Source organism: Pantoea sp. UYEF8 (assembly GCF_040546285.1).
Classification (GTDB): Bacteria; Pseudomonadota; Gammaproteobacteria; order Enterobacterales; family Enterobacteriaceae; genus Pantoea; species Pantoea brenneri.
In genome coordinates this window covers 1-18,577 of the sequence record NZ_JBEPNM010000021.1, presented here as the reverse complement: position 1 = coordinate 18,577, position 18,577 = coordinate 1, and the positions used below count along the sequence as shown (strand labels likewise).

Annotated in this window: 14 protein-coding genes; 8 read left to right on the top strand and 6 right to left on the bottom strand. The window is 54.9% G+C overall.

Going from position 1 to position 18,577, the window contains the following annotated elements:
• Nucleotides 1–491 precede the first annotated feature (491 nt).
• Genes ABIB18_RS22415 through ABIB18_RS22405 form a run of 3 tightly spaced genes read left to right on the top strand, consistent with a single transcriptional unit; the run spans nt 492 to nt 5,594 of the window.
• Nucleotides 492–1,580 (top strand): efflux RND transporter periplasmic adaptor subunit, encoded by a 1,089-nt coding sequence (locus tag ABIB18_RS22415; RefSeq protein WP_354475780.1) that lies wholly within the window; start codon nt 492–494, stop codon nt 1,578–1,580.
• Nucleotides 1,580–4,636, top strand: a complete 3,057-nt coding sequence (locus ABIB18_RS22410) for an efflux RND transporter permease subunit (protein WP_354475778.1) — start codon at nt 1,580–1,582, stop codon at nt 4,634–4,636. Before ABIB18_RS22415 ends, ABIB18_RS22410 begins: the two co-directional genes overlap by 1 nt.
• Nucleotides 4,629–5,594 (top strand): acyltransferase family protein, encoded by a 966-nt coding sequence (locus tag ABIB18_RS22405; protein ID WP_354475776.1) that lies wholly within the window; start codon nt 4,629–4,631, stop codon nt 5,592–5,594. The genes ABIB18_RS22410 and ABIB18_RS22405 overlap by 8 nt, the downstream gene beginning before the upstream one ends.
• Here the strand turns inward: ABIB18_RS22405 and ABIB18_RS22400 are convergent.
• The 4 genes from ABIB18_RS22400 to ABIB18_RS22385 form a co-directional block, all read right to left on the bottom strand.
• Nucleotides 5,544–6,272, bottom strand: a complete 729-nt coding sequence (locus ABIB18_RS22400; RefSeq protein WP_094106395.1) for a DJ-1/PfpI family protein — start codon at nt 6,270–6,272, stop codon at nt 5,544–5,546. The genes ABIB18_RS22405 and ABIB18_RS22400 overlap by 51 nt on opposite strands.
• Nucleotides 6,273–6,328: 56 nt before the next feature.
• Complete coding sequence (locus ABIB18_RS22395; RefSeq protein ID WP_069729587.1) at nt 6,329–7,237, bottom strand: alpha/beta hydrolase; 909 nt, start codon at nt 7,235–7,237, stop codon at nt 6,329–6,331.
• Between the two features lie 99 nt (nt 7,238–7,336).
• Nucleotides 7,337–7,660, bottom strand: a complete 324-nt coding sequence (locus ABIB18_RS22390; RefSeq protein ID WP_031376868.1) for an AzlD domain-containing protein — start codon at nt 7,658–7,660, stop codon at nt 7,337–7,339.
• Nucleotides 7,657–8,325: an AzlC family ABC transporter permease gene (locus ABIB18_RS22385; protein WP_031376867.1), complete on the bottom strand. Its 669-nt coding sequence runs from the start codon at nt 8,323–8,325 to the stop codon at nt 7,657–7,659. Before ABIB18_RS22385 ends, ABIB18_RS22390 begins: the two co-directional genes overlap by 4 nt.
• A 110-nt stretch (nt 8,326–8,435) precedes the next feature.
• On the opposite strand from ABIB18_RS22385, the gene ABIB18_RS22380 reads away from it, so the two are divergent.
• The gene (locus ABIB18_RS22380) at nt 8,436–8,984 is read left to right on the top strand and encodes a helix-turn-helix domain-containing protein (RefSeq protein ID WP_069729586.1); all 549 of its coding nucleotides are present in this window, start codon (nt 8,436–8,438) and stop codon (nt 8,982–8,984) included.
• Between the two features lie 7 nt (nt 8,985–8,991).
• Here ABIB18_RS22380 and ABIB18_RS22375 read toward each other — a convergent pair whose 3' ends face one another.
• Nucleotides 8,992–9,330 carry an ASCH domain-containing protein gene (locus ABIB18_RS22375; protein ID WP_069729585.1) on the bottom strand — a complete coding sequence of 113 codons (339 nt, stop codon included), beginning with the start codon at nt 9,328–9,330 and terminating at the stop codon, nt 8,992–8,994.
• Nucleotides 9,331–9,441: 111 nt separating this feature from the next.
• On the opposite strand from ABIB18_RS22375, the gene ABIB18_RS22370 reads away from it, so the two are divergent.
• The gene (locus tag ABIB18_RS22370; protein ID WP_046289287.1) at nt 9,442–10,653 is read left to right on the top strand and encodes an NAD(P)/FAD-dependent oxidoreductase; all 1,212 of its coding nucleotides are present in this window, start codon (nt 9,442–9,444) and stop codon (nt 10,651–10,653) included.
• A gap of 3 nt (nt 10,654–10,656) precedes the next feature.
• Here the strand turns inward: ABIB18_RS22370 and ABIB18_RS22365 are convergent, their stop codons facing one another.
• On the bottom strand, nt 10,657–12,027 hold the full coding sequence (locus tag ABIB18_RS22365) for an aldehyde dehydrogenase family protein (RefSeq protein WP_069729583.1): 1,371 nt from the start codon (nt 12,025–12,027) through the stop codon (nt 10,657–10,659).
• Nucleotides 12,028–12,500: 473 nt separating this feature from the next.
• Here ABIB18_RS22365 and ABIB18_RS22360 point away from each other — a divergent pair, with 473 nt between their 5' ends.
• The 3 genes from ABIB18_RS22360 to ABIB18_RS22350 all read left to right on the top strand — a co-directional run bounded on the left by ABIB18_RS22360 (nt 12,501) and on the right by ABIB18_RS22350 (nt 18,208).
• Nucleotides 12,501–13,430, top strand: a complete 930-nt coding sequence (locus tag ABIB18_RS22360) for a RepB family plasmid replication initiator protein (protein ID WP_031376864.1) — start codon at nt 12,501–12,503, stop codon at nt 13,428–13,430.
• Nucleotides 13,431–16,029: 2,599 nt separating this feature from the next.
• On the top strand, nt 16,030–17,229 hold the full coding sequence (locus tag ABIB18_RS22355; RefSeq protein WP_046289285.1) for an AAA family ATPase: 1,200 nt from the start codon (nt 16,030–16,032) through the stop codon (nt 17,227–17,229).
• A gap of 7 nt (nt 17,230–17,236) precedes the next feature.
• The gene (locus ABIB18_RS22350) at nt 17,237–18,208 is read left to right on the top strand and encodes a ParB family protein (RefSeq protein ID WP_031377765.1); all 972 of its coding nucleotides are present in this window, start codon (nt 17,237–17,239) and stop codon (nt 18,206–18,208) included.
• Nucleotides 18,209–18,577 lie beyond the last annotated feature (369 nt).

Genomic DNA, 18,577 nt, shown 5'->3' with positions numbered 1-18,577 from the left:
TGAATTAAAGGCGAAATTTAAAAAAAAAGCATTTTGCGGGATGCAAAACCCACAGGTAATGACCGACATCATTTTTCTGCAAAAAAGGTCTGGTGAATGACAGGAATGGCTAAATTAAATTTAACCTATATTATCAGAATGACAACGTTGTTTTTGTTTAGCTAAGGTTTAGCCTGGCTCATGCAGTGTGCATCGGTTTATATCGTGGCCTATAAAAGGAAACTCTGATGAAAAAACAGAGCATTATCGTGCTTTGCGGTTTCGTTATTCTCGCGGTTGCCGCGACCACGCTGGTGGGGTTATTAACCTGGCTGGTGGTTTCACAGATGGCAATCTGACAGGTAACAAACGAAGCGGCCCTGCCGTTTGGCTTAAAAATATGTTGATGCGGTTAAACTTTATTTTAAATCGCTGGCAATAAGCATCGGGCTGAATTATTCCTTAACGCTTATTAAACCGCGGCTAAAATAGCTGAAGTTAAGGCGAGGAAAATGATCAAACACAAAGTTATCCCTGTTTTGCTCTGTTGTTTTTTTATGACAGCCTGCGACGAGAAAAAAGAGCCGGATGCGCCACCGCCGCGCGTAATTAAAACATTCACTATTGAATCTGATCTTGCGCAAAATATCCGTATTTTTCCTGCACGTATTCAGGCCGGTGACAATACCGATCTGGCGTTTAAGCGCGCAGGTCAGCTGATTACCCTGAATATTCGCGATGGAACAGCGGTTAAAGCGGGTCAGACCCTCGCCACGCTCAACGACGCTGAAGCACAATTACGGGTGCGTGACCGTCAGACCAGCCTGCAACTCGCCGAACGGCAATATCAACGCTTCAGCACCCTGGCACAGCGCAGCGCCGTCTCTAAGTCGGAGATGGATGTGCAAAAAGCCAATCGCGATGCGGCGGCGACGGCGTTAAAACTCGCCAGGGAGGAGCTGCAGTTCCTGACGCTGCGCGCCCCGTTTGATGGGATGATCGCTCAGGTTCAGGTGCGTAATCATCAGGTCGTCGCTGCCGGACAGCCGGTGGCTCTGCTGACCCGCGCAGATTTACTCGATGTGATTTTTACGCTGCCCGAAACCCTGTTTACCAGTCTCGATATCCAGAACATCGACTATCAGCCCGAGGTGCAGTTCAATGCGCTGCCGGGCCGGGTATTTAAGGCTCAGTATAAGGAGCACACCAGCCAGACCGATGCCGCCACCCTGACCTATCAGGTGGTGCTGACCATGCCGCGTCCGGCGGATTTACCCGGCGTGGCGGGCCTGAGCGGCTCGGTGCGGGTCCAGTTGCATAATCTGCCCAATGCCCCGGCGCTGCCGCGTCTGGTGGTGCCTGCCGCCGCGGTATTTAATCCCGATCACAGCCCGACTAATCAGCCGCACGTCTGGCTGGTGGAGCAACAGGGCGATGTTCTGCGGGTCAAAGACCGCCAGGTTGAAGTCGGCAGGCTGAGTGCGCAAGGCGTTGAGATCGTCAGCGGACTGAAACCGGGTGACCGGATTGTCGCCGCCGGCGTGGGTGAGCTGCGTGAAGGCGAAGCGGTGCGGATCTGGCAGCGCGAGCGGGGGTTATAATGCGTATTCAGCAGCATTTCCTTGATAAGCCGATCCGCTACTGGATGATTATTCTGTTGCTTGGCATGGGCGGCATTTACGCCCTGCTCAATATCGGACGGCTGGAAGATCCGCTATTTACCATCAAATCAGCGGTGATTGTGACGCATTATCCCGGTGCCTCAGCGCAGCAGGTGGAGGAAGAGGTCACCCTGCCGCTGGAGAATGCCTTACAGCGCCTGCCGTCGCTGGATAACGTCAGTTCCATCTCGGCCAATGGCCTGTCGCAGATCACCGTCAACATTCATACCAGCTACCTTGCCGATCAGCTGCCGCAGATCTGGGACGAACTACGGCGACGCGTTGATGATGCGACCCGCCAGTTTCCGCCAGGCGTTCAGGCACCGCTGGTCAACGACGATTTCGGCGATGTCTATGGCTACTTTTTTGTCATCCATGGCAAGGACTTCACCAACAGCGAACTGCGCAACTATGCCGATCAGCTGCGGCGCGATCTGGTGCTGGTGCCCGGCGTGGCTAAAGTCGCGGTGGCGGGCGTCGAGCAGGAAGAGATACGGATCGTCCTCTCCACCGCTAAAATGACCGCCTACGGCCTGACGCCACAGCGGGTAGCCGAACTGCTCAGCCGCAACAACAGCGTAGCCAATGCCGGTAGCGTGCGGGTCGACAGTGAATCCATCCGGTTCCATTCAACCGGCGAGTTGCAGACGCTGGACGACCTGGCCAGCCTGCCGATTCTGCCGGCCGGCAGTCCGCAAAATGTGCATCTGCGCGACATCGCCACCCTGACGCACGGTGTTACGGATAATCCGGCGAATCTCTATTTTGCTGATGGCGAGGCCGTGCTGGCGATTGGCGTCTCTTTTGCGCCAGGCGTCAACGTGATTGACGTCGGCGATGCGCTCTCCAGCAAGCTGGCGCGCTATCAGCAGGATACGCCGGCGGGCATCAGCCTGAAGGTGTTTTATAACCAGGCGCACGAGGTCAAACAGTCGGTTGATGGCTTTATCCTTAACTTCCTGATGGCGCTGGCCATTGTGGTCGGTACGCTGCTGCTGTTTATGGGCTTACGCAGCGGGCTGGTGATTGCCGCCTCGCTGGCGCTCAACGTGCTGGGCACTCTGCTGATCATGAATTTATTCAGCCTGGAGCTGCAGCGGATATCGCTGGGAGCGTTAATTATCTCGCTGAGTATGCTGGTCGATAACGCTATCGTGGTGGTTGAAGGAGTCAAAATTGACCACCAGCGCGGCCAGCCCTTACAACAGGCAATGAACCGGATGATACGCCGTAGCGCGCTGCCGCTGCTGGGTGCGACCGTGATCGCCATCATCGCCTTTGCCCCGATCGGCCTGTCCCAGGACTCCACCGGCGAATATTGCAAATCACTGTTCCAGGTATTGCTGATTTCGCTGATGCTGAGCTGGGTCACCGCGCTGACCTTAACCCCGGTGTTTATCCGCTGGAGCGAGAAGCGTCAGCCGGCCCGCCAGCCGGTACAGCAAGCCGCGCCTTACCAGGGCGTGGTTTTCCGCCTTTACCGCCAGATGCTCAGCAGCTTGCTGCGTTTTCGTCTGACTACCCTGACCGTGATGGTGGCGCTGTTAGCCGTGTCGCTGTACGGCTTTGGTCTGGTTAAGCAGAATTTCTTTCCCTCTTCCAGCACGCCGATCTTCTTTACCGACCTGTGGCTGCCCTACGGTACCGATATCCACTACACCGCAGAGACGGCGGCCTCGATTGCGCGTTTTATCAATCAGGACCCGGCGGTAGAGGCGACGGTCACCACGGTCGGTCAGGGCGCGCTGCGCTTTACGCTGACCTATGATGGCGCCCGCCAGTACAGCAACTTTGCCCAGATCATGGTGCGGGTCAAAGATGCCCGTCAGCTGGATGCGTTAGCGCTGCAAACTGAACACTTTATTCAGCAGCACTACCCGCAGGTGAATGAGCGGATTAAACGCATTCAGTTTGGCAGCGCCAGCGACAGTGCAATCGCCCTGCGCGTCATCGGTCCCGATCCGGAAAAACTGCGCCACATTGCCAGCCAGCTGGACGCCATCTTCCTCGCGGACGGCACCACCTTCCCGGTGCGCAATGACTGGCAGGAGCGGAGCAAAGTGATCCGGCCGCTCTATTCTGCGCTACGCGGCCAGGAGCTGGGCATTGATAAACGCGATATCGATCAGGCCCTGAGAATGAATTTCAGCGGCGATGCGGTGGGCATTTTCCGTGACGGCTCGCGACTGATGCCGGTGAAGCTCTACCCGGCGGATGAAGAGCGTCAGGATATCGATCATATCGCCAATATTCAGCTGTGGAGCGCCGCTTTACAGCGCGTCGTTCCGCTCAGCAATGTGGTCGCTGACTTCCGGCTGGAGTGGGAAAATCCGCTGATCATGCGGCGTGATCGGATGCGGGTGATGACGGTGCAGACCGATCCGGATCCCGCAGCGGGCTTAACGTCCGCGCAGATTGTCGGCCGGGTTAAGCCGCAGATCGATCGGCTGGACTTGCCGGCTGGCTACCGGCTTGAATGGGGCGGCGAACTGGAGAGTTCACGCGACGCGCAGCGCGGTTTGCTGAGTTCACTGCCGGTGGGATTCCTGGCGATGTTCGTGATTACTATCCTGATGTTCAATTCGCTGCGTGACGCGCTGGCGATCTGGGCAACGGTGCCGCTGGCGCTGATCGGCGTCACCTGCGGCTTCCTGCTCACCGGTATTCCGTTTGGCTTTATGGCGCTGATTGGCCTGCTCAGCCTGTCAGGCATGCTGATCCGCAACGGTATCGTGCTGGTTGAGGAGATTCGGCTGCTGCAGCAGGAAAAACCGCTGCAACAGGCAATTATTGATGCCGCAACCTCACGTCTGCGCCCTATCCTGCTGACCGCCTTTACCACCGTGCTGGGACTGTTGCCGCTGCTGCGTGACGTCTTCTTCCAGAGCATGGCGGTAGTGATCATTTTCGGGTTGGGCTTCGCCACCGTGTTAACCCTGCTGGTATTACCGGTGATTTACCGCTGCCTGCATGGACGGGAGATGAAAAGTGAATAAAAGCGGGCTGGCGATGCTCAAGACGCTGGCCTGCATCACTGCCGTCTCCTTTTTTACCTTTTATCAGAGCTACGACAGTTACCACTACGACTCGGGCCTGGCGCTGAATGTGCTGAGCTTTGTTTCGACCATCGCTACGCCGCTCTACTTTTTACTCAATGGCTATATGGATGCGGGCAAGCAGCCTACTCCGGCGTGGCAGCTGAGTAAAATTCGCCGTATTTTGCTGATTTTTTTGTTCTGGTTTGGCTTTTTCTGGTTTGCCGGCCTGCACAAGAAGGGCTATTTAATCCAGCCGTGGTTTGTGATTACGCTGATTGTGATTTACGTTTCGCATCCCCTGTTCGATCGGCTGTTCCGTACGCCTGGACGGATGGCGCTGGGGATACTGCTGCTGCTGATTTTTGCCTTTGGATATGACCTGCTGGCCAGCCTCTATCCCAGCCAGCGGGCGTTTTCACTGTTGCCGCAGTACCGTATCTGGACCTGGGTGCTCTATTACCTGTCGGGGCGGCTGATGGCTGCACCGCAGGTGATCCGCCTGCTGATGTCGCCACGGATGATCAAAAGCAGCCTGCTATTGCTGCCCGCGGTCTGGCTGTTTACCTGGCTGTATGAGCGTTATTACTTCATCGCCCGCTTTTTTGCCACCAGCAATGAAATGGTACTCACCGGCTCACAGGTTTACCTGCTGGTGGTGCTGATTGTGATCAGCATTAATGCCATCAGGCTGCCGGCGAATAAACCGTGGATTACTGCTTTCCTGACCACGCTGGGCAAGACCATGACCGGCGTCTATATCCTGCACTATCTGATTTTTAATCTGCTGGCCGCGGCGATCCGAATTCAGACGCTGGGCGACAAGCTGCTGGTTATCGCCCTGACGCTGCTGTTTTCGATGGCTATTTCACTGCTGATGCTGCGTATTCCCGGCGTCCGTAAGCTGATCAGCCTGTAGCCGGGCCGCCGCCTGCTCCGTGGCCAGACGTCGGGTGGCAATGAAAGACGCCATCTGACTTCGCGCCTGTTCCACCTCGCCGGCTGGCGCGGTTCGGGGCGAGCCGCTGTTGAACGGAGGTTCCGGATCGTATTCCATCTGCAACTGAATCGCCCTGGCGACGGCGTCACCACAGAGTTCGGCCACCAGCGTCAGGGCAAAGTCGATGCCGGACGTCACCCCTGCGCCGGTAATCCGGTTGCGGTCACGTACCACCCGCTGGCTGACCGGCTCAGCGCCCAGTAACGCCAGCTGGTCAATCGATCCCCAATGCGAGGTGGCGCGATATCCCTGTAACAATCCCGCCGCGCCCAGCACCAGCGAGCCGGTGCAAACCGAGGTCACACATTGCGCCTGTCGCGCCTGCTGACGCAAAAAGTCCAGCGTCTCACGGTCGGACATCAGCGCGATTTGTCCCGGACCGCCGGGCACGAAGATCACATCCAGTTGCGGGCAGGCGTCGAACGTCATACCAGGCAGAATCGACAAGCCGCGATCGGAACGAACCGGCTGCAGGTCCTTCCACACCAGATGACAGACGAACTGCGGCGTGCGGGCAAACACTTCCCACGGACCGGTTAAGTCCAGCTGGGTAACATCAGGAAACAGCAACAGACCAATCTGTAGCGGACGGCTCATGGTAAGACTCCCGGCGGATCACCAGACCACATCATGCGATGATTAGCCCGCGCTGATCAATCTTTTGCGCCGGAGAAAAGGGTTAAGGTATCGCGTAGCGACGAGGGCAGGATCTGGCCGTGGCTTTGCCCGGCATAATGCGTCAGATGCAGCGTGACGCCCGACGGACGCAGGATACTGGTCAGTTCCGCTTCTTCCCGTTGCAGATCATCGGAGTGACCCGCCCGCCGTTCGGTGACGCCGTCGCTCTCCATCAGATAGAGTGACAGCGGCTGTAGCGAACGCGGATCGGCTCGTCGCGCCAGTCCGATAATGCGTTGCTGGTTCCAGCCCAGCGATGGAGCCGCAGCAAAATAATGACTGAACCAGGCGGCGTGGTAAAAGGTATCCAGCACGAACAGGCCGCCGTATGAGTGGCCCCACAGGCCACGCTGATGCGGATCGCTGGCGGCCTGAGTTTCGACCCACGGAACGATATGCGTCAGCAGCAACTGACGAAACTGCTGGCTGCCGCCACCCTTGAGCCCGTGCGGCTGAATCACCTCCGGGTTCGGTGCATCGTTGGGTGGGGTGTAATCATAGCTGCGCGCCGCCACATCAAACGGCAGCCGGGTGTCATAGCCGACCGCCACCAGCACCGGCGAATTGCCGCTGCGCAGCTGTTTAAGCTGGCTCTCCGTCAGATGATCCATCGCCGCATTCCCGTCCAGCATATACAGCACCGGATATCCCGCGGGCGGAGCCGTCGTTTTCGGAATACCCAGCCAGACCCGGTAGTGTCGCTGACCGTCCTGCGAGTCAAAAGTTCTGCTCTCGAAGCGGTACCACGCCGAGCCTTTGTCGGCGATATTTTCACCTAACGGGCGCAGATCAGGTCGGGCTTCGGCGGGCATGATCAAAAAAACAGCGGCCAGCGTGAGCAGCAACGGGAAGCAATAACGGAAGGTTTTACGGGCAAAATTCATTCAGCAGCGCCTGTTTACTCATTAACAAAAATTAACTGACCGGCATCCTAACAAATATCTGCTCCAATAAAATCCCGCTGTTGCTGGGGTTATCGTCGATCAAGGCACCCCGAAGTAGCGTAATAACGCCGTCATCAGCGCCGCGCCGAGAATAATGATAATCAGTGGCGCACGACGCCACGCCAGCAGCAGCGCAAAACCGACGCCGATAACCCGCGCCATACCGGAAAAGTGCTGACCTTCAAACAAGGTGGTGGTGGCAGCCACAGCTAACAGCAATACCGTGGCGGCGTCCGACAGCATTTGCTGACTGCGTTCGCTAAGCGGTAAGCGATTTCCCAGCCTGACACCGGCAAAGCGCATCAGCCAGGTACCGGCGGCCAGCAGGGCGATACCGGCGATGACCATCGTCTGGTGGCTCATTTGCGTGATCTCCATGCCAGCAGGCCCAGCAGCGAAAACAGCACCGGCATGCCAGCCGGCACCAGCGGCGTCGCCAGCAGCGACAGAGCAGCGCCGAGCACGGCGGGAACCCGGGTTCGACGCTGACGCAGCGCCGGAAAAATCAGCGCAATCAGGATGGCAGGAAACACCGCATCCAGTCCGATGACCGAGGTATCGGGAATGAACTGGCCAATAGCCGCGCCGGTCATAACGCTGATTGGCCAAATCAGGCCAATGCCGATGCCACACAGCCAGAAGGCGCTGCGCCGCTGCGCCAGTTTCGGCTGGGATATCCCAAACACCACGCTTTCATCGTTCATGATGTGACAACCCAGCCAGCCCGCCGGACCCCGTCCCACCAGATCTTTTACCGCGATGCCAAACGGCAGATGGCGGGCATTGACCAGCAGACCCGCCGCCGCCGCCGTGAACGGACTGCCGCCGCCGGCCACCACGCCAATAAACAAAAACTCCGAGGCCCCGGCCAGCACCAGGGTGGAGAGGGCCAGCGGCACCCACAGCGGAAACCCATCGGCGGTTGCCAGTGATCCATACGATAAACCAACAATGCCATCAGCCAGACAGACCAGAAAAATGGCTTTTACCACTCCTTTGTCCAGCAACTTTGTTTGCGGAAACTGCATAACCTGATCTCATAATGAACGAATTACCCATTATAATGAACATCGTCAGACTGTTTTACAAGACGAACATTACGTTCGTTATAGAGAACGATCACACTGCAGGAGTCCCTTTGAATACCCCTATCAGCATCATTGCCAACGCATTAGTCCGTGAACGCCAGCGGGCCGGCTTATCGCTGGCAGAAGTGGCACGTCGCGCGGGTATCGCCAAATCCACCCTGTCGCAGCTGGAAGCGGGCAACGGTAATCCCGGCATCGAGACGCTGTGGTCGCTTTGCGTGACCCTGAATATTCCGTTTTCACGGCTGATGGAGCCGGAAGCGCGCCGTATGCAGGTGATTCGCCGGGGGGAAGGACCGACGGTGACCGCCGATCTGGCCGACTATCAGGCGGTATTGCTGGCGACCTGTCCGCCGGGCGCACGCCGCGATATCTATCTGTTGCAGGTTCAGCCCGGTAGCGATCGCTGTTCGCAGCCGCACTCCCCTAACACCATTGAGCACATCATCGTCGCTAAAGGTCGGGCGCTGGTCGGTCCGGTTGATTCGCCGGTCGAACTGGAAGTGGGCGATTACATTACCTATCCCGGCGATGAGCCGCATATTTTCCGTGCGCTGGAAGCCGATACCCTGGCGCTGCTGGTAATGGAGCATATGTAGGCGTTGTTCAGCCCTCAGCCATGCGTTTACGCGTTGCCTCTGGTGTGAGGTGATGCACCAGCTGCACCTGTGAGGTCAGCTCAATTGCCGGATAGTGTTCGCGCATCCCGGCCAGCAGCACCGCATCCGGCCACTCTGCCTGCTTTCCTAATCTCTCCGCTGCCGCACTTAGCGGCAGCGTCTCAACGCTTGTCACCCACACCACCAGCGTGTCGGCTGGATTTTGCTGATTACAGTAGCGAAGCGGGCCAGGATGGATATCCCCTTCCTGCCAGCGCAGGGTATGGGTTTTCTCACCGCGTCGGACGGCGGGCAACAGGCGCGGCACAATTGAGAGTTGTTGCATTGTCGACTCCCGGTTAAGTTAATCCTGACTATCAGCCTGAACTGAACAGGCCACCTGATTCAAACCCTCGGCGGTTTTCGCTGCGTCGATCCATTACGGAGAAGAGTGACTATGCCTCAAAAGACTGTGCGACAACACACTGGATCACACCGTATTGCCGTCATCGGTGCGGGCGTGCTGGGCTTAGCGGTCGCCCGATCGCTGGCCAGTCAGGGCGCGCAGGTGACGCTGTTTGACCAACGCTATCCCGGCAGCGGCACCAGTCAGATCAGCTATGGCTGGGTGAATGCCAACGGCAAAGATCCGGCCAGCTATCACCGGCTCAACGCAGCGGCCATTGACGAGCACAAGCGCTGGCAGGCTGAACACCCCACGCCAGCGCCGTGGCTGCTGGAAACCGGCACGCTGGAGTGGGCAGCAGATCCGGCAACCCGGCGTCAGCTTGAACAACGGGTGGCAAAGCTCAAGGCGCTCGATTACCCTTCAGAACCCTACGATCGCGCCAGACTGCAGGCTGCCCTGCCGGAACTGCGTCTCGATCCCCGGGTACAGCAGGGATGGTATTTCCCCTCTGAATGCCTGATCTATCCGAGCCTGTTTATCGCCCGGATGCTGGCCGATCTGCGCCTGCTGGGCGGCGAGCTGATCTGTCACGATCAGGTGACGACACTCTCCACCGCCGACCAGGGCGTCTCAGTGACGCTGGCCAGTGGCAACTGCTGGCACGGCGATCAGCTGGTGCTGGCGACCGGCCGCTGGTCAGCTGAATTGCTGGCGCAGTGTGGTCTTGAACTGGCGATGACCGATGCTAACCGTGCCGATCCCGCCGCCTGCAGCTTTCTGGCGCATACGCAGCCCCTGCCGGTTCAGCTCAATTGCAACATCATCACCCCGGAACTGAACGTGCGGCCCGATGGTGGGGGTCGCCTGATGTTGCAGGCGCTGGATCTGGATCAACATGCCGATCCGGCACGTCCGGTTGCAGTGGATGGGATGATCGGTAATGAACTGCTGCGTCGCCTGCGGCGACTGTTTGCCAACAGTGACAATGCGCGGATCGAACGGATTGAGGTCGGACAACGCTCACGCCCGGCTGATGGATTACCGGCGATTGGTTATGTGAGCGGACTGGCGGGGATCTATCTGATGGTAAGCCACAGCGGTATGACGCTGGCACCGTTACTCGGCAAGCTGGTGGCTGAGGAGATGATGAGCGGCGCACGTCCCGCGATGCTGGCTGACTTTGCGCCGGATCGGTTAGTGCGTCCGCTCAGTGACGGGCGGAACGTTGCTGCGCCTGCCTATCTGCCGGCAGCGCAGTAAAAGCTAGCGACGATTTTTCCAGACGGTCTGGACGTTACAGAATTCGTGCACGCCAAAATGCGACAGTTCACGTCCGTAGCCACTTTTCTTCACGCCACCGATCGTCACTCGTGGATCAGAGGCGCCGTTACCGTTGATAAATACGGCGCCCACTTCCAGCTCTGACGCCAGCCGATCGGCAATCTCTTCATTGGCAGTCCACACCGTTGCGCTCAGACCAAACTCACTGTCATTGGCGATCGCCAGGGCATGTTGTGGATCGCGCGCCACCGCAATAGCCGCCACCGGTCCGAACAGCTCCTGCTGGAAAGCGGTCATGTTGGGGGTGACGTCTGACAAAATGGTCGGCGCATAGTAGTTACCCTGCCCCGCCACTTTTTCACCGCCGAGCACCAGACGCGCGCCTTCACGCAGCGTGGCTTCGACCTGCTGATGCAGTTCATCCCGCAAATCGGTGCGCGCCATTGGTCCGAGGAAGGTGTTTTCATCCAGCGGATCGCCCATCGTCAACGCCTGAACGGCAGCGGTGAAACGTTTTTCGAAGGCTTCCGCCACGGGCGCTTCAACGATAAAGCGTTTAGCCGCCATACAGACCTGTCCGGTGTTCTGGAAGCGACCAATCACCGCTGATTTCACGGCTTCATCCAGATCGGCATCCGCCAGCACGATAAACGGATCGGATCCGCCCAGTTCTAATACGGTTTTCTTCAGGGCGGCACCGGCCTGCGCGGCAATCGCAGCACCGGCTCGCACGCTACCGGTCACCGCGACGGCAGCAATACGATCGTCTTTGATCGCGGCGGAGACGCCATCATTGTCGACGTTGATCAGGTTAAAGCCACCCGCCGGCAGATCGGTAGCGTCGAACAGCTCAGCCATCAGCGTCGCGCTTCCCATGACGTTAGGCGCGTGTTTAAGCAGATAGGTATTGCCTGCCAGCAGCATGCTGACTGCGCCGCGCAGAACCTGCCACAGTGGGAAATTCCACGGCATTACTGCGAGGATCACGCCGAGCGGACGGAAACGTTGCCACGCATCGGCAACCTGAGTTGGCTGGTCAGCCAGCATTGCCGGGCCATGCTCTGCATACCAGTCGCATAAGTTGGCGCATTTAAGCACTTCGGCCCGCGCCTGAGCGATAGGTTTACCCATTTCCAGGGTGATAGTGCGTGAGAGTTGAGCTTCACGCAGGCGGATCTGTTCGCCCAACTGACGCAGAACCGCGACTCGCGTTGCCATTGTGCTGTGTCGCCATTGTGAAAAAGCGTCAGCACTGCGGCTCAGGCTCTTTTCCAGCTCATCGGCAGTCAGCATTGGATAGCGTGCAATTTCTTCGCCAGTGGTCGGGTTACGTGAGATGGCATAGTCAGTCATGATGCACTTTCCTCATTCAGATAACAGTGCCACCACCATACGCTCAGCCATTAGTGATGAAAAATGAATAATAATGAGGAAGTTCTTTAGGGTTTGAGAATTTAACTGATGCTGATTCAGCCTGTATGACGCTGACGATCGTGGGTCTGGTAGCGATCGCCATAATCATCCTGACCATTCTTTTAACCGGTCATAATGGTCAGCGCCGACAGCAGTTATCCACTTATACAGTGATTAGTTCCTATATAACGATCCTAAAGAGATCATATAGAGATCCTAAGAGATCCCCGATCGTCGCAGGCCGCACCCCACAAGGGCTGAAAGGGTGATCGCGTTCACTATAATCAGTAAAGTGTTCACTGTAATCAGTACTTTATTCACTGTACCAGGTAGAATGTTCACTATAAACAGTGCTAATGTTCACTGTAGTCAGAAAACGATCCCTTTCATCCACAGAATGAAGATCTCAAGCTATGGCAGATAAAGATAGTGAAAACAAAGCGTTACTAGAACCTTTTCTGTCGGTGACCAAAAACAGTGGTGAAGTTATTCAGCTTCATCCCAACAAGAATAATACGGTTCAACCTGTTGCTTTAATGCGGTTGGGATTGTTTGTTCCGACGCTGAAATCGACAGCGCGCGGTAAATCGGGTGCCATGGCTTCTACGGATGCGACTAAAGAGCTGAAAAACCTCTCGCTGGTGAAAGCTGAAGGCTATGAAAAGATTACCATCACCGGCGCGCGACTGGATATGGATAACGACTTTAAAACCTGGGCTGGCATTATCCAGTCCTTTTCGCGTTATCCGACCAAAGGCGACACGGTGACTCTGCCGTTTATCGATTTTGTGAAGATGTGTGGCATTCCTTCTGCTAACTCCTCTGCCGCGTTGCGTAAGCGACTGGATGCATCTCTGCGACGTATTGCCACCAATACCCTCTCTTTTGAAGGTAACGGTAAGGCGTACCATACGCACCTGGTGCAGTCAGCGTATTACGACCGTGAGAAAGATATCGTCCGTATTCAGGCCGATCCTAAGCTGTTCGAACTCTATAATTTCGATCATAAGGTGTTACTGCAGCTGCGGGCTATCTCACGGCTCAAGCGTAAAGAGTCTGCTCAGGCGCTTTATACCTTCCTCGAAAGTCTGCCGACCAATCCTGCCCCAATCTCACTCGCCCGACTGCGGATGCGTCTGAACCTCGGTTCCAAAACGACCACCCAGAATCACGTAGTGCGCCGCGCGATGGAGCAGCTGAAAGAGATTGGTTACCTGGATTATTCAGAAGTGAAACGCGGCCGCTCGGTATTTTTTATCATCCACAGCCGTACGCCGAAACTTGATGGCATCAGTAATCTGGAGAGCATTGACTCACTGGATGAGATTGAATTCGACGACTGATCACAACATTCACTGCAATCAGTTACTGTGCGTTGCAGTGTCACTTTCAGCCGAAACGTGACACTGCGCCTCTCCCTCCTCTGCTCCCCTACCGTTCACTGTAATCAGTATCCCTGTTACTGTTCACTGCAATCAGTAACGTTCACTGTAATCAGCAAACCTCAATCAGGCGAATATCTCCTCCTGCGGGGGTGTTAATGAAAATCATTAAATAACAGTTCTTTACTGGTTAGTGAGTGCTCGCTTCATTTTGTTTTCTTCATGCCGGTCGCTGCGTTTACCCGCTTTACTGATTACAGTGAATGTTCCCGGCAGGTAAACGCGGGTCTGCTGATTACAGTGAACCCTTTACCACAGCGCATTACTGATTACAGTGAATGATAGGGCCTAAATCACTGAGCTATAAGATTATTAACTGACTCAGTGCCTTTGAGCAGGCTATTACGCTAACCGGCAAAGTTTTTCAGGATAATCAGTGACAAACGTGACAGGGTTCGCAAAATCGCTGATTACTGTGAACGTTAAAGACCTGTGCCCGTCTCCCCTGACGTGACTGAGCATCGCTGCCAACATGATTGTTGTGACCTCCGCCGTAAGTGATGGCAAGGAAACCGGATGGATTACTGATTACAGTGAACGTTGCGCACGGTTTGTTCTCCGGCTGGCTACGCTGTGAACAAAACGCTGCTTATGACAGCAAAGCGAAAGCGTTTCCAGGATGTCCTACTGATTACAGTGAATGGTCTGCTGATTACAGTGAATGTTTGTGGCGTTGCGCTGGCTGAAAGAGAACGAGCTAATCGGACTACTGATTACAGTGAATGTCTGGTTGCGATTCTGAATGCGGATTACGGGCTGATCGGCTTCATCCGTGGTAATTAGTTCAGCTGTTTGAGCGTAGCTGTGACTGGCTGGAAAGCTGCTGGTGCTCTGCTCTGCTCCATGAGTGGCAGGCGGTCTGACGTTGACTGCTTAGGCGTAATGCTGAAGCTCTGGAATAAAGTCTAAGGGTTGCGGGCGTAGGGTTAATGATTGTGACTTCTGGCTACGAGCTACGAGCTACGAGCTACGAGCTACGAGCTACGAGCTACGAGCTAAATTTTCAGGCTCAAAGCGTAGGTTAAGACATCACGGTTTTGCATCCATGTCAGTGTCAGGGCTCAGGATTGAAAGCTCACGCCTCACGATAAGCAGGCAAGCTCACGGGCTGGAAAACCGCGGTTGTGCTGGTCGATTCGGCGCTTAAGGCACGAGGCAAAGGCTGAGGATCCTGCTCGCTGGGTTTAGCGCTTTAAGTTAGCGACAGGTCTACGGCTCTCGTTCAGGGGCCACATCTGATGCCTCAGAATCAACGCCAGAAGCGCTAAGCTCAGTTCAGGTCTCGTTTCAAAGGTCAGACAGGTCAAGCCAACACACGGCGCTGTATGCCTTTTGGGTGCCTGCATTACGCGGGATGGCAGCCGGGTGACAGTCTGCATGTCTGATGCACTCTGAATAAGCCCGCCGTTCTGTCGAAGGTGGTTTACTGATTACAGTGAACGTTACGAGCAACGCGCGTATTTTTTACTGATTATAGTGAACGCTGAGTTGTCAGGATCATGCTGCGCTACTGATTATAGTGAACGTTTGACGCTTTGCTCGCCCTTCATCTCTGTCAGCAATAGAGTCAGTCAGTTAGTCAGCGCTCAATGATTAAACAGTTAGCCTGACGCCTGCTGAGATTTGCTGATTACAGTGGATGTTTGCCGGATTTCCCTGCTGCATTATCGCCAACAGTCACCCGGTTACTGACTACAGTGAACGTTCAGCAAGTTTCGTTGCCGGTCGCATCATGCTGCAAAGCTTTGTCGGTGGATTTTACTGATTACAGTGAACGTTACATAAACCGTTTCTCGTAATGCCGTAATGCCGTAATGCCGTAATGCCATAATGCTGAGTGCTGGATGCTGGATGCTGGATGCTGGGTGCTGAGTGCTGAGTGCTGAGTGCTGAGTGCTGAGTGCTGAGTGCTGAGTGCTGAGTGCTGAGTGCTGAGTGCTGAGTGCTGAGTGCTGAGTGCTGGGTGCTGGGTGCTGGATGCTGGGTGCTGAGTGCTGGGTGACATCAATTCATCACCGTGCTTAGCTACGTATGGTTCCCCCTGAAAAGCCAGTAAAGGCACCGTTCAGCGGTCACTGCCGGGGGCTTCTGCTCATATCGCTACTACCATGCTGACAGGTGCTACTGATTACAGTGAATGTTTGAACCCGTTCCGGACTATTATTCTCCCTGCTCTCCCTGCTCTCCCTGCCAGTCCCGCTCCCCTCTTCCTTTTATGCCCTGTTCTCTCCTTAACCGGCAAACTCAATCCTCATTACCTTAGCCAGACCCTACCGGTTACTGATTACAGTGAATGTTCTGAAGCCGATCTACTGTTTACAGTGAACGTTCAGCTCACTGGAGAGGCTTTAAGTAAATCAGCATAGCGACGATAATGTGATGAAGCCCACCATAACCAGCCTGACTACACAAATACGAGCTTTACGTTGAGAAGATAAATTATTGCCTCATGTGCAGGATTTCTGTATAAAGTCATAAATCCTACATGTCTGGAGCAACTATGGCTAACGATGATAAGCAGGTAATGAAGGTGGCGCAGCGTTCAGAACGCATGCTGCTAAGCCTAACCGAGCAAATTCAGGCGCAAAAACAAGAGTTACACGAAAACACTTATTATCAGGTCTATGCCAAAGCGGCGTTAGCCAAGTTGCCTAAATTGACCCGTGCCAGTGTGGATTACGCGGTTAATGAGATGGAAGAAAGTGGCTATCAGTTTGATAAACGCGCTGCTGGTTCATCGGTTAAGTATGCGATGTCGATCCAGAACATCATCGACATTTATCACCACCGTGGCGTGCCTAAGTATCGTGACCGCCACGCCGATGCGTATACCCTGTTCGTGGGTAACCTGAAAGGTGGCGTCTCTAAGACTGTTTCCACCGTTTCGCTGGCACACGCGCTGCGCGCCCATCCCCATCTTTTGTTTGAAGATTTGCGCATACTGGTGATTGATCTCGATCCACAATCATCGGCCACCATGTTTTTGAATCACGAGCGTTCAGTTGGCCTGGTGGAAGCAACTGCGGCACAGGCCATGCTGCAAAATGTCAGCCGCGATGAGCTGGTGAATGAATTTATTGTCTCATCGATCATCCCGGGCGTTGATGTGCTGCCGGCATCTATCGACGACGCCTTTATTGCCTCACGCTGGGATGAATTATGCGCTGAGCATCTGCCCGGTCAAAACGTCCATTCAGTGTTGTATGACAACGTTATCGCTAAACTGAAGAAGGATTATGACTTCATCTTTATTGATAGCGGTCCCCATCTGGACGCTTTTCTGAAGAACGCTATTGCCGCGTCAGACCTGCTGATGACGCCGGTACCGCCTGCTCAGGTTGATTTCCATTCAACCCTGAAGTACCTGACCCGTTTGCCAGAGCTGATTGGCATCATCGAAGACTCGGGAGCAACCTGTCGGCTGCAAGGCAACATCGGCTTTATGTCGAAACTCTCAAACAAGGCGGATCACAAACTGTGTCATAGCCTCGCCAAAGAAATCTTTGGTGGAGACATGCTGGACGCAGCCCTTCCCCGTCTTGACGGCTTCGAACGGTGCGGTGAATCATTCGACACCGTGATCTCAGCAAATCCTTCGACTTATGTCGGCAGTAGCGAAGCATTAAAAAATGCGCGTTCGGCTGCTGAGGATTTCGCTAAAGCGGTTTTTGACCGTATCGAATTTATTCGCCTGAACTGAGGTTTGTATGAGCGCAAAAAGAATTACGATTGGCAGAACCTTCAGCCAGACTCCGCTGGATAATGACAACAAAGGTGACCAGCACAGCCAGACCTTCGTACTGGCAACCGGCAAGCGCGCACTGTTTCGCTTTGAGCGCATCGCCGCAAATGAAGTTGAAACTAAAACCTTTGTCACGATGGAAACGAACGGCCGCGACCAGGCCGGGCTGACGCCAGATTCACTGCGTGACATTATTCGCACTATTAAGCTGCAACAGTTCTTCCCGGCTATCGGGATTATGCGAAACGACCGGATAGAAATCCTCGATGGTTCACGTCGTCGTGCTGCGGCAATTTATTGCAAAACCGGTCTTGATGTTCTGATCAGCGATGCAGAAATCAGCGCTGATGAGGCACGTCGGCTGGCGCAGGATATTCAGACTGCGCGTGAACATAACCTGCGTGAAGTGGGTATGCGCCTGTTAGCACTGAAAGATGGCGGCCTGTCGCAGAAAGAGATTGCGGAGAATCAGGGGTTATCTCAGGCTAAAGTGACGCGAGCTTTGCAGGCCGCCAGCGTACCGGCTGAATTGATTTCGCTATTCCCCAATCATTCTGAACTGACCTATCCGGACTACAAAGCATTGTTGCAGGCGGCTGAAAAAATCAGTGAGTCCGGTCAAACTGTTGAGGCGTTGATCGATTCCATCTCAATGGAAATTGATGTGGTTTGTGCACGCGATGGTCTGGCAGAGGATGAGCTTAAAAACCATATCCTGCGTCTGATTCGTCAGGGCAGCCAGACATTAATGAAGGAACCGGAAAAAGATAAAACGCAGGCAACCACGCTTTGGTCATTTGCTGACAAAGATCGTTTTGCCCGTAAGAAGGTTCGCGGTCGGATGTTTAGCTATGAGTTTAATCGCCAGTCGAAAGAGTTGCAGGAAGAGCTGGATAAAGTCATTGCTGAGACACTGAAAAAATATCTTTCTCGTTAATCTTTGGTCAGACAATCAAGCCAGCGCTCATCGCTGGCTTTTTTTATCTCATCAGCCAGCCAATGCGCCATACCCACCTCACCTGCTCTGAAGGCGAATTTCAGGCTGAAATCGCCAGCGTTTCAGTTAAGTTATAAAACATATCTGTTTGATATTTAATGAATAAATGCTTTTTCAGCGCATGAGATTCAGCGTGAAATCGCCAGCTTGTATTTCACCTCGCCAGCAAAATGGCAGACTTCCCTGCCAAAGCCAAAGCCAAAGCCAAAGCCAAAGCCAGAGCCAGAGCCAGAGCCAGAGCCAGAGCCAGAGCCAGAGCCAGAGCCAGAGCCAGAGCCAGAGCCAGAGCCAGAGCCAGAGCCAGAGCCA

Bases quoted from the DNA above. Each gene is read 5' to 3' on its own strand.
- ABIB18_RS22415 (WP_354475780.1), top strand. From the start codon at position 492: ATGATCAAACACAAAGTTATCCCTGTTTTGCTCTGTTGTTTTTTTATG.
- ABIB18_RS22410 (WP_354475778.1), top strand. From the start codon at position 1,580: ATGCGTATTCAGCAGCATTTCCTTGATAAGCCGATCCGCTACTGGATG.
- ABIB18_RS22400 (WP_094106395.1), bottom strand. From the start codon at position 6,272: ATGAGCCGTCCGCTACAGATTGGTCTGTTGCTGTTTCCTGATGTTACC.
- ABIB18_RS22395 (WP_069729587.1), bottom strand. From the start codon at position 7,237: ATGAATTTTGCCCGTAAAACCTTCCGTTATTGCTTCCCGTTGCTGCTC.
- ABIB18_RS22390 (WP_031376868.1), bottom strand. From the start codon at position 7,660: ATGAGCCACCAGACGATGGTCATCGCCGGTATCGCCCTGCTGGCCGCC.
- ABIB18_RS22385 (WP_031376867.1), bottom strand. From the start codon at position 8,325: ATGCAGTTTCCGCAAACAAAGTTGCTGGACAAAGGAGTGGTAAAAGCC.
- ABIB18_RS22375 (WP_069729585.1), bottom strand. From the start codon at position 9,330: ATGCAACAACTCTCAATTGTGCCGCGCCTGTTGCCCGCCGTCCGACGC.
- ABIB18_RS22370 (WP_046289287.1), top strand. From the start codon at position 9,442: ATGCCTCAAAAGACTGTGCGACAACACACTGGATCACACCGTATTGCC.
- ABIB18_RS22365 (WP_069729583.1), bottom strand. From the start codon at position 12,027: ATGACTGACTATGCCATCTCACGTAACCCGACCACTGGCGAAGAAATT.
- ABIB18_RS22360 (WP_031376864.1), top strand. From the start codon at position 12,501: ATGGCAGATAAAGATAGTGAAAACAAAGCGTTACTAGAACCTTTTCTG.
- ABIB18_RS22355 (WP_046289285.1), top strand. From the start codon at position 16,030: ATGGCTAACGATGATAAGCAGGTAATGAAGGTGGCGCAGCGTTCAGAA.
- ABIB18_RS22350 (WP_031377765.1), top strand. From the start codon at position 17,237: ATGAGCGCAAAAAGAATTACGATTGGCAGAACCTTCAGCCAGACTCCG.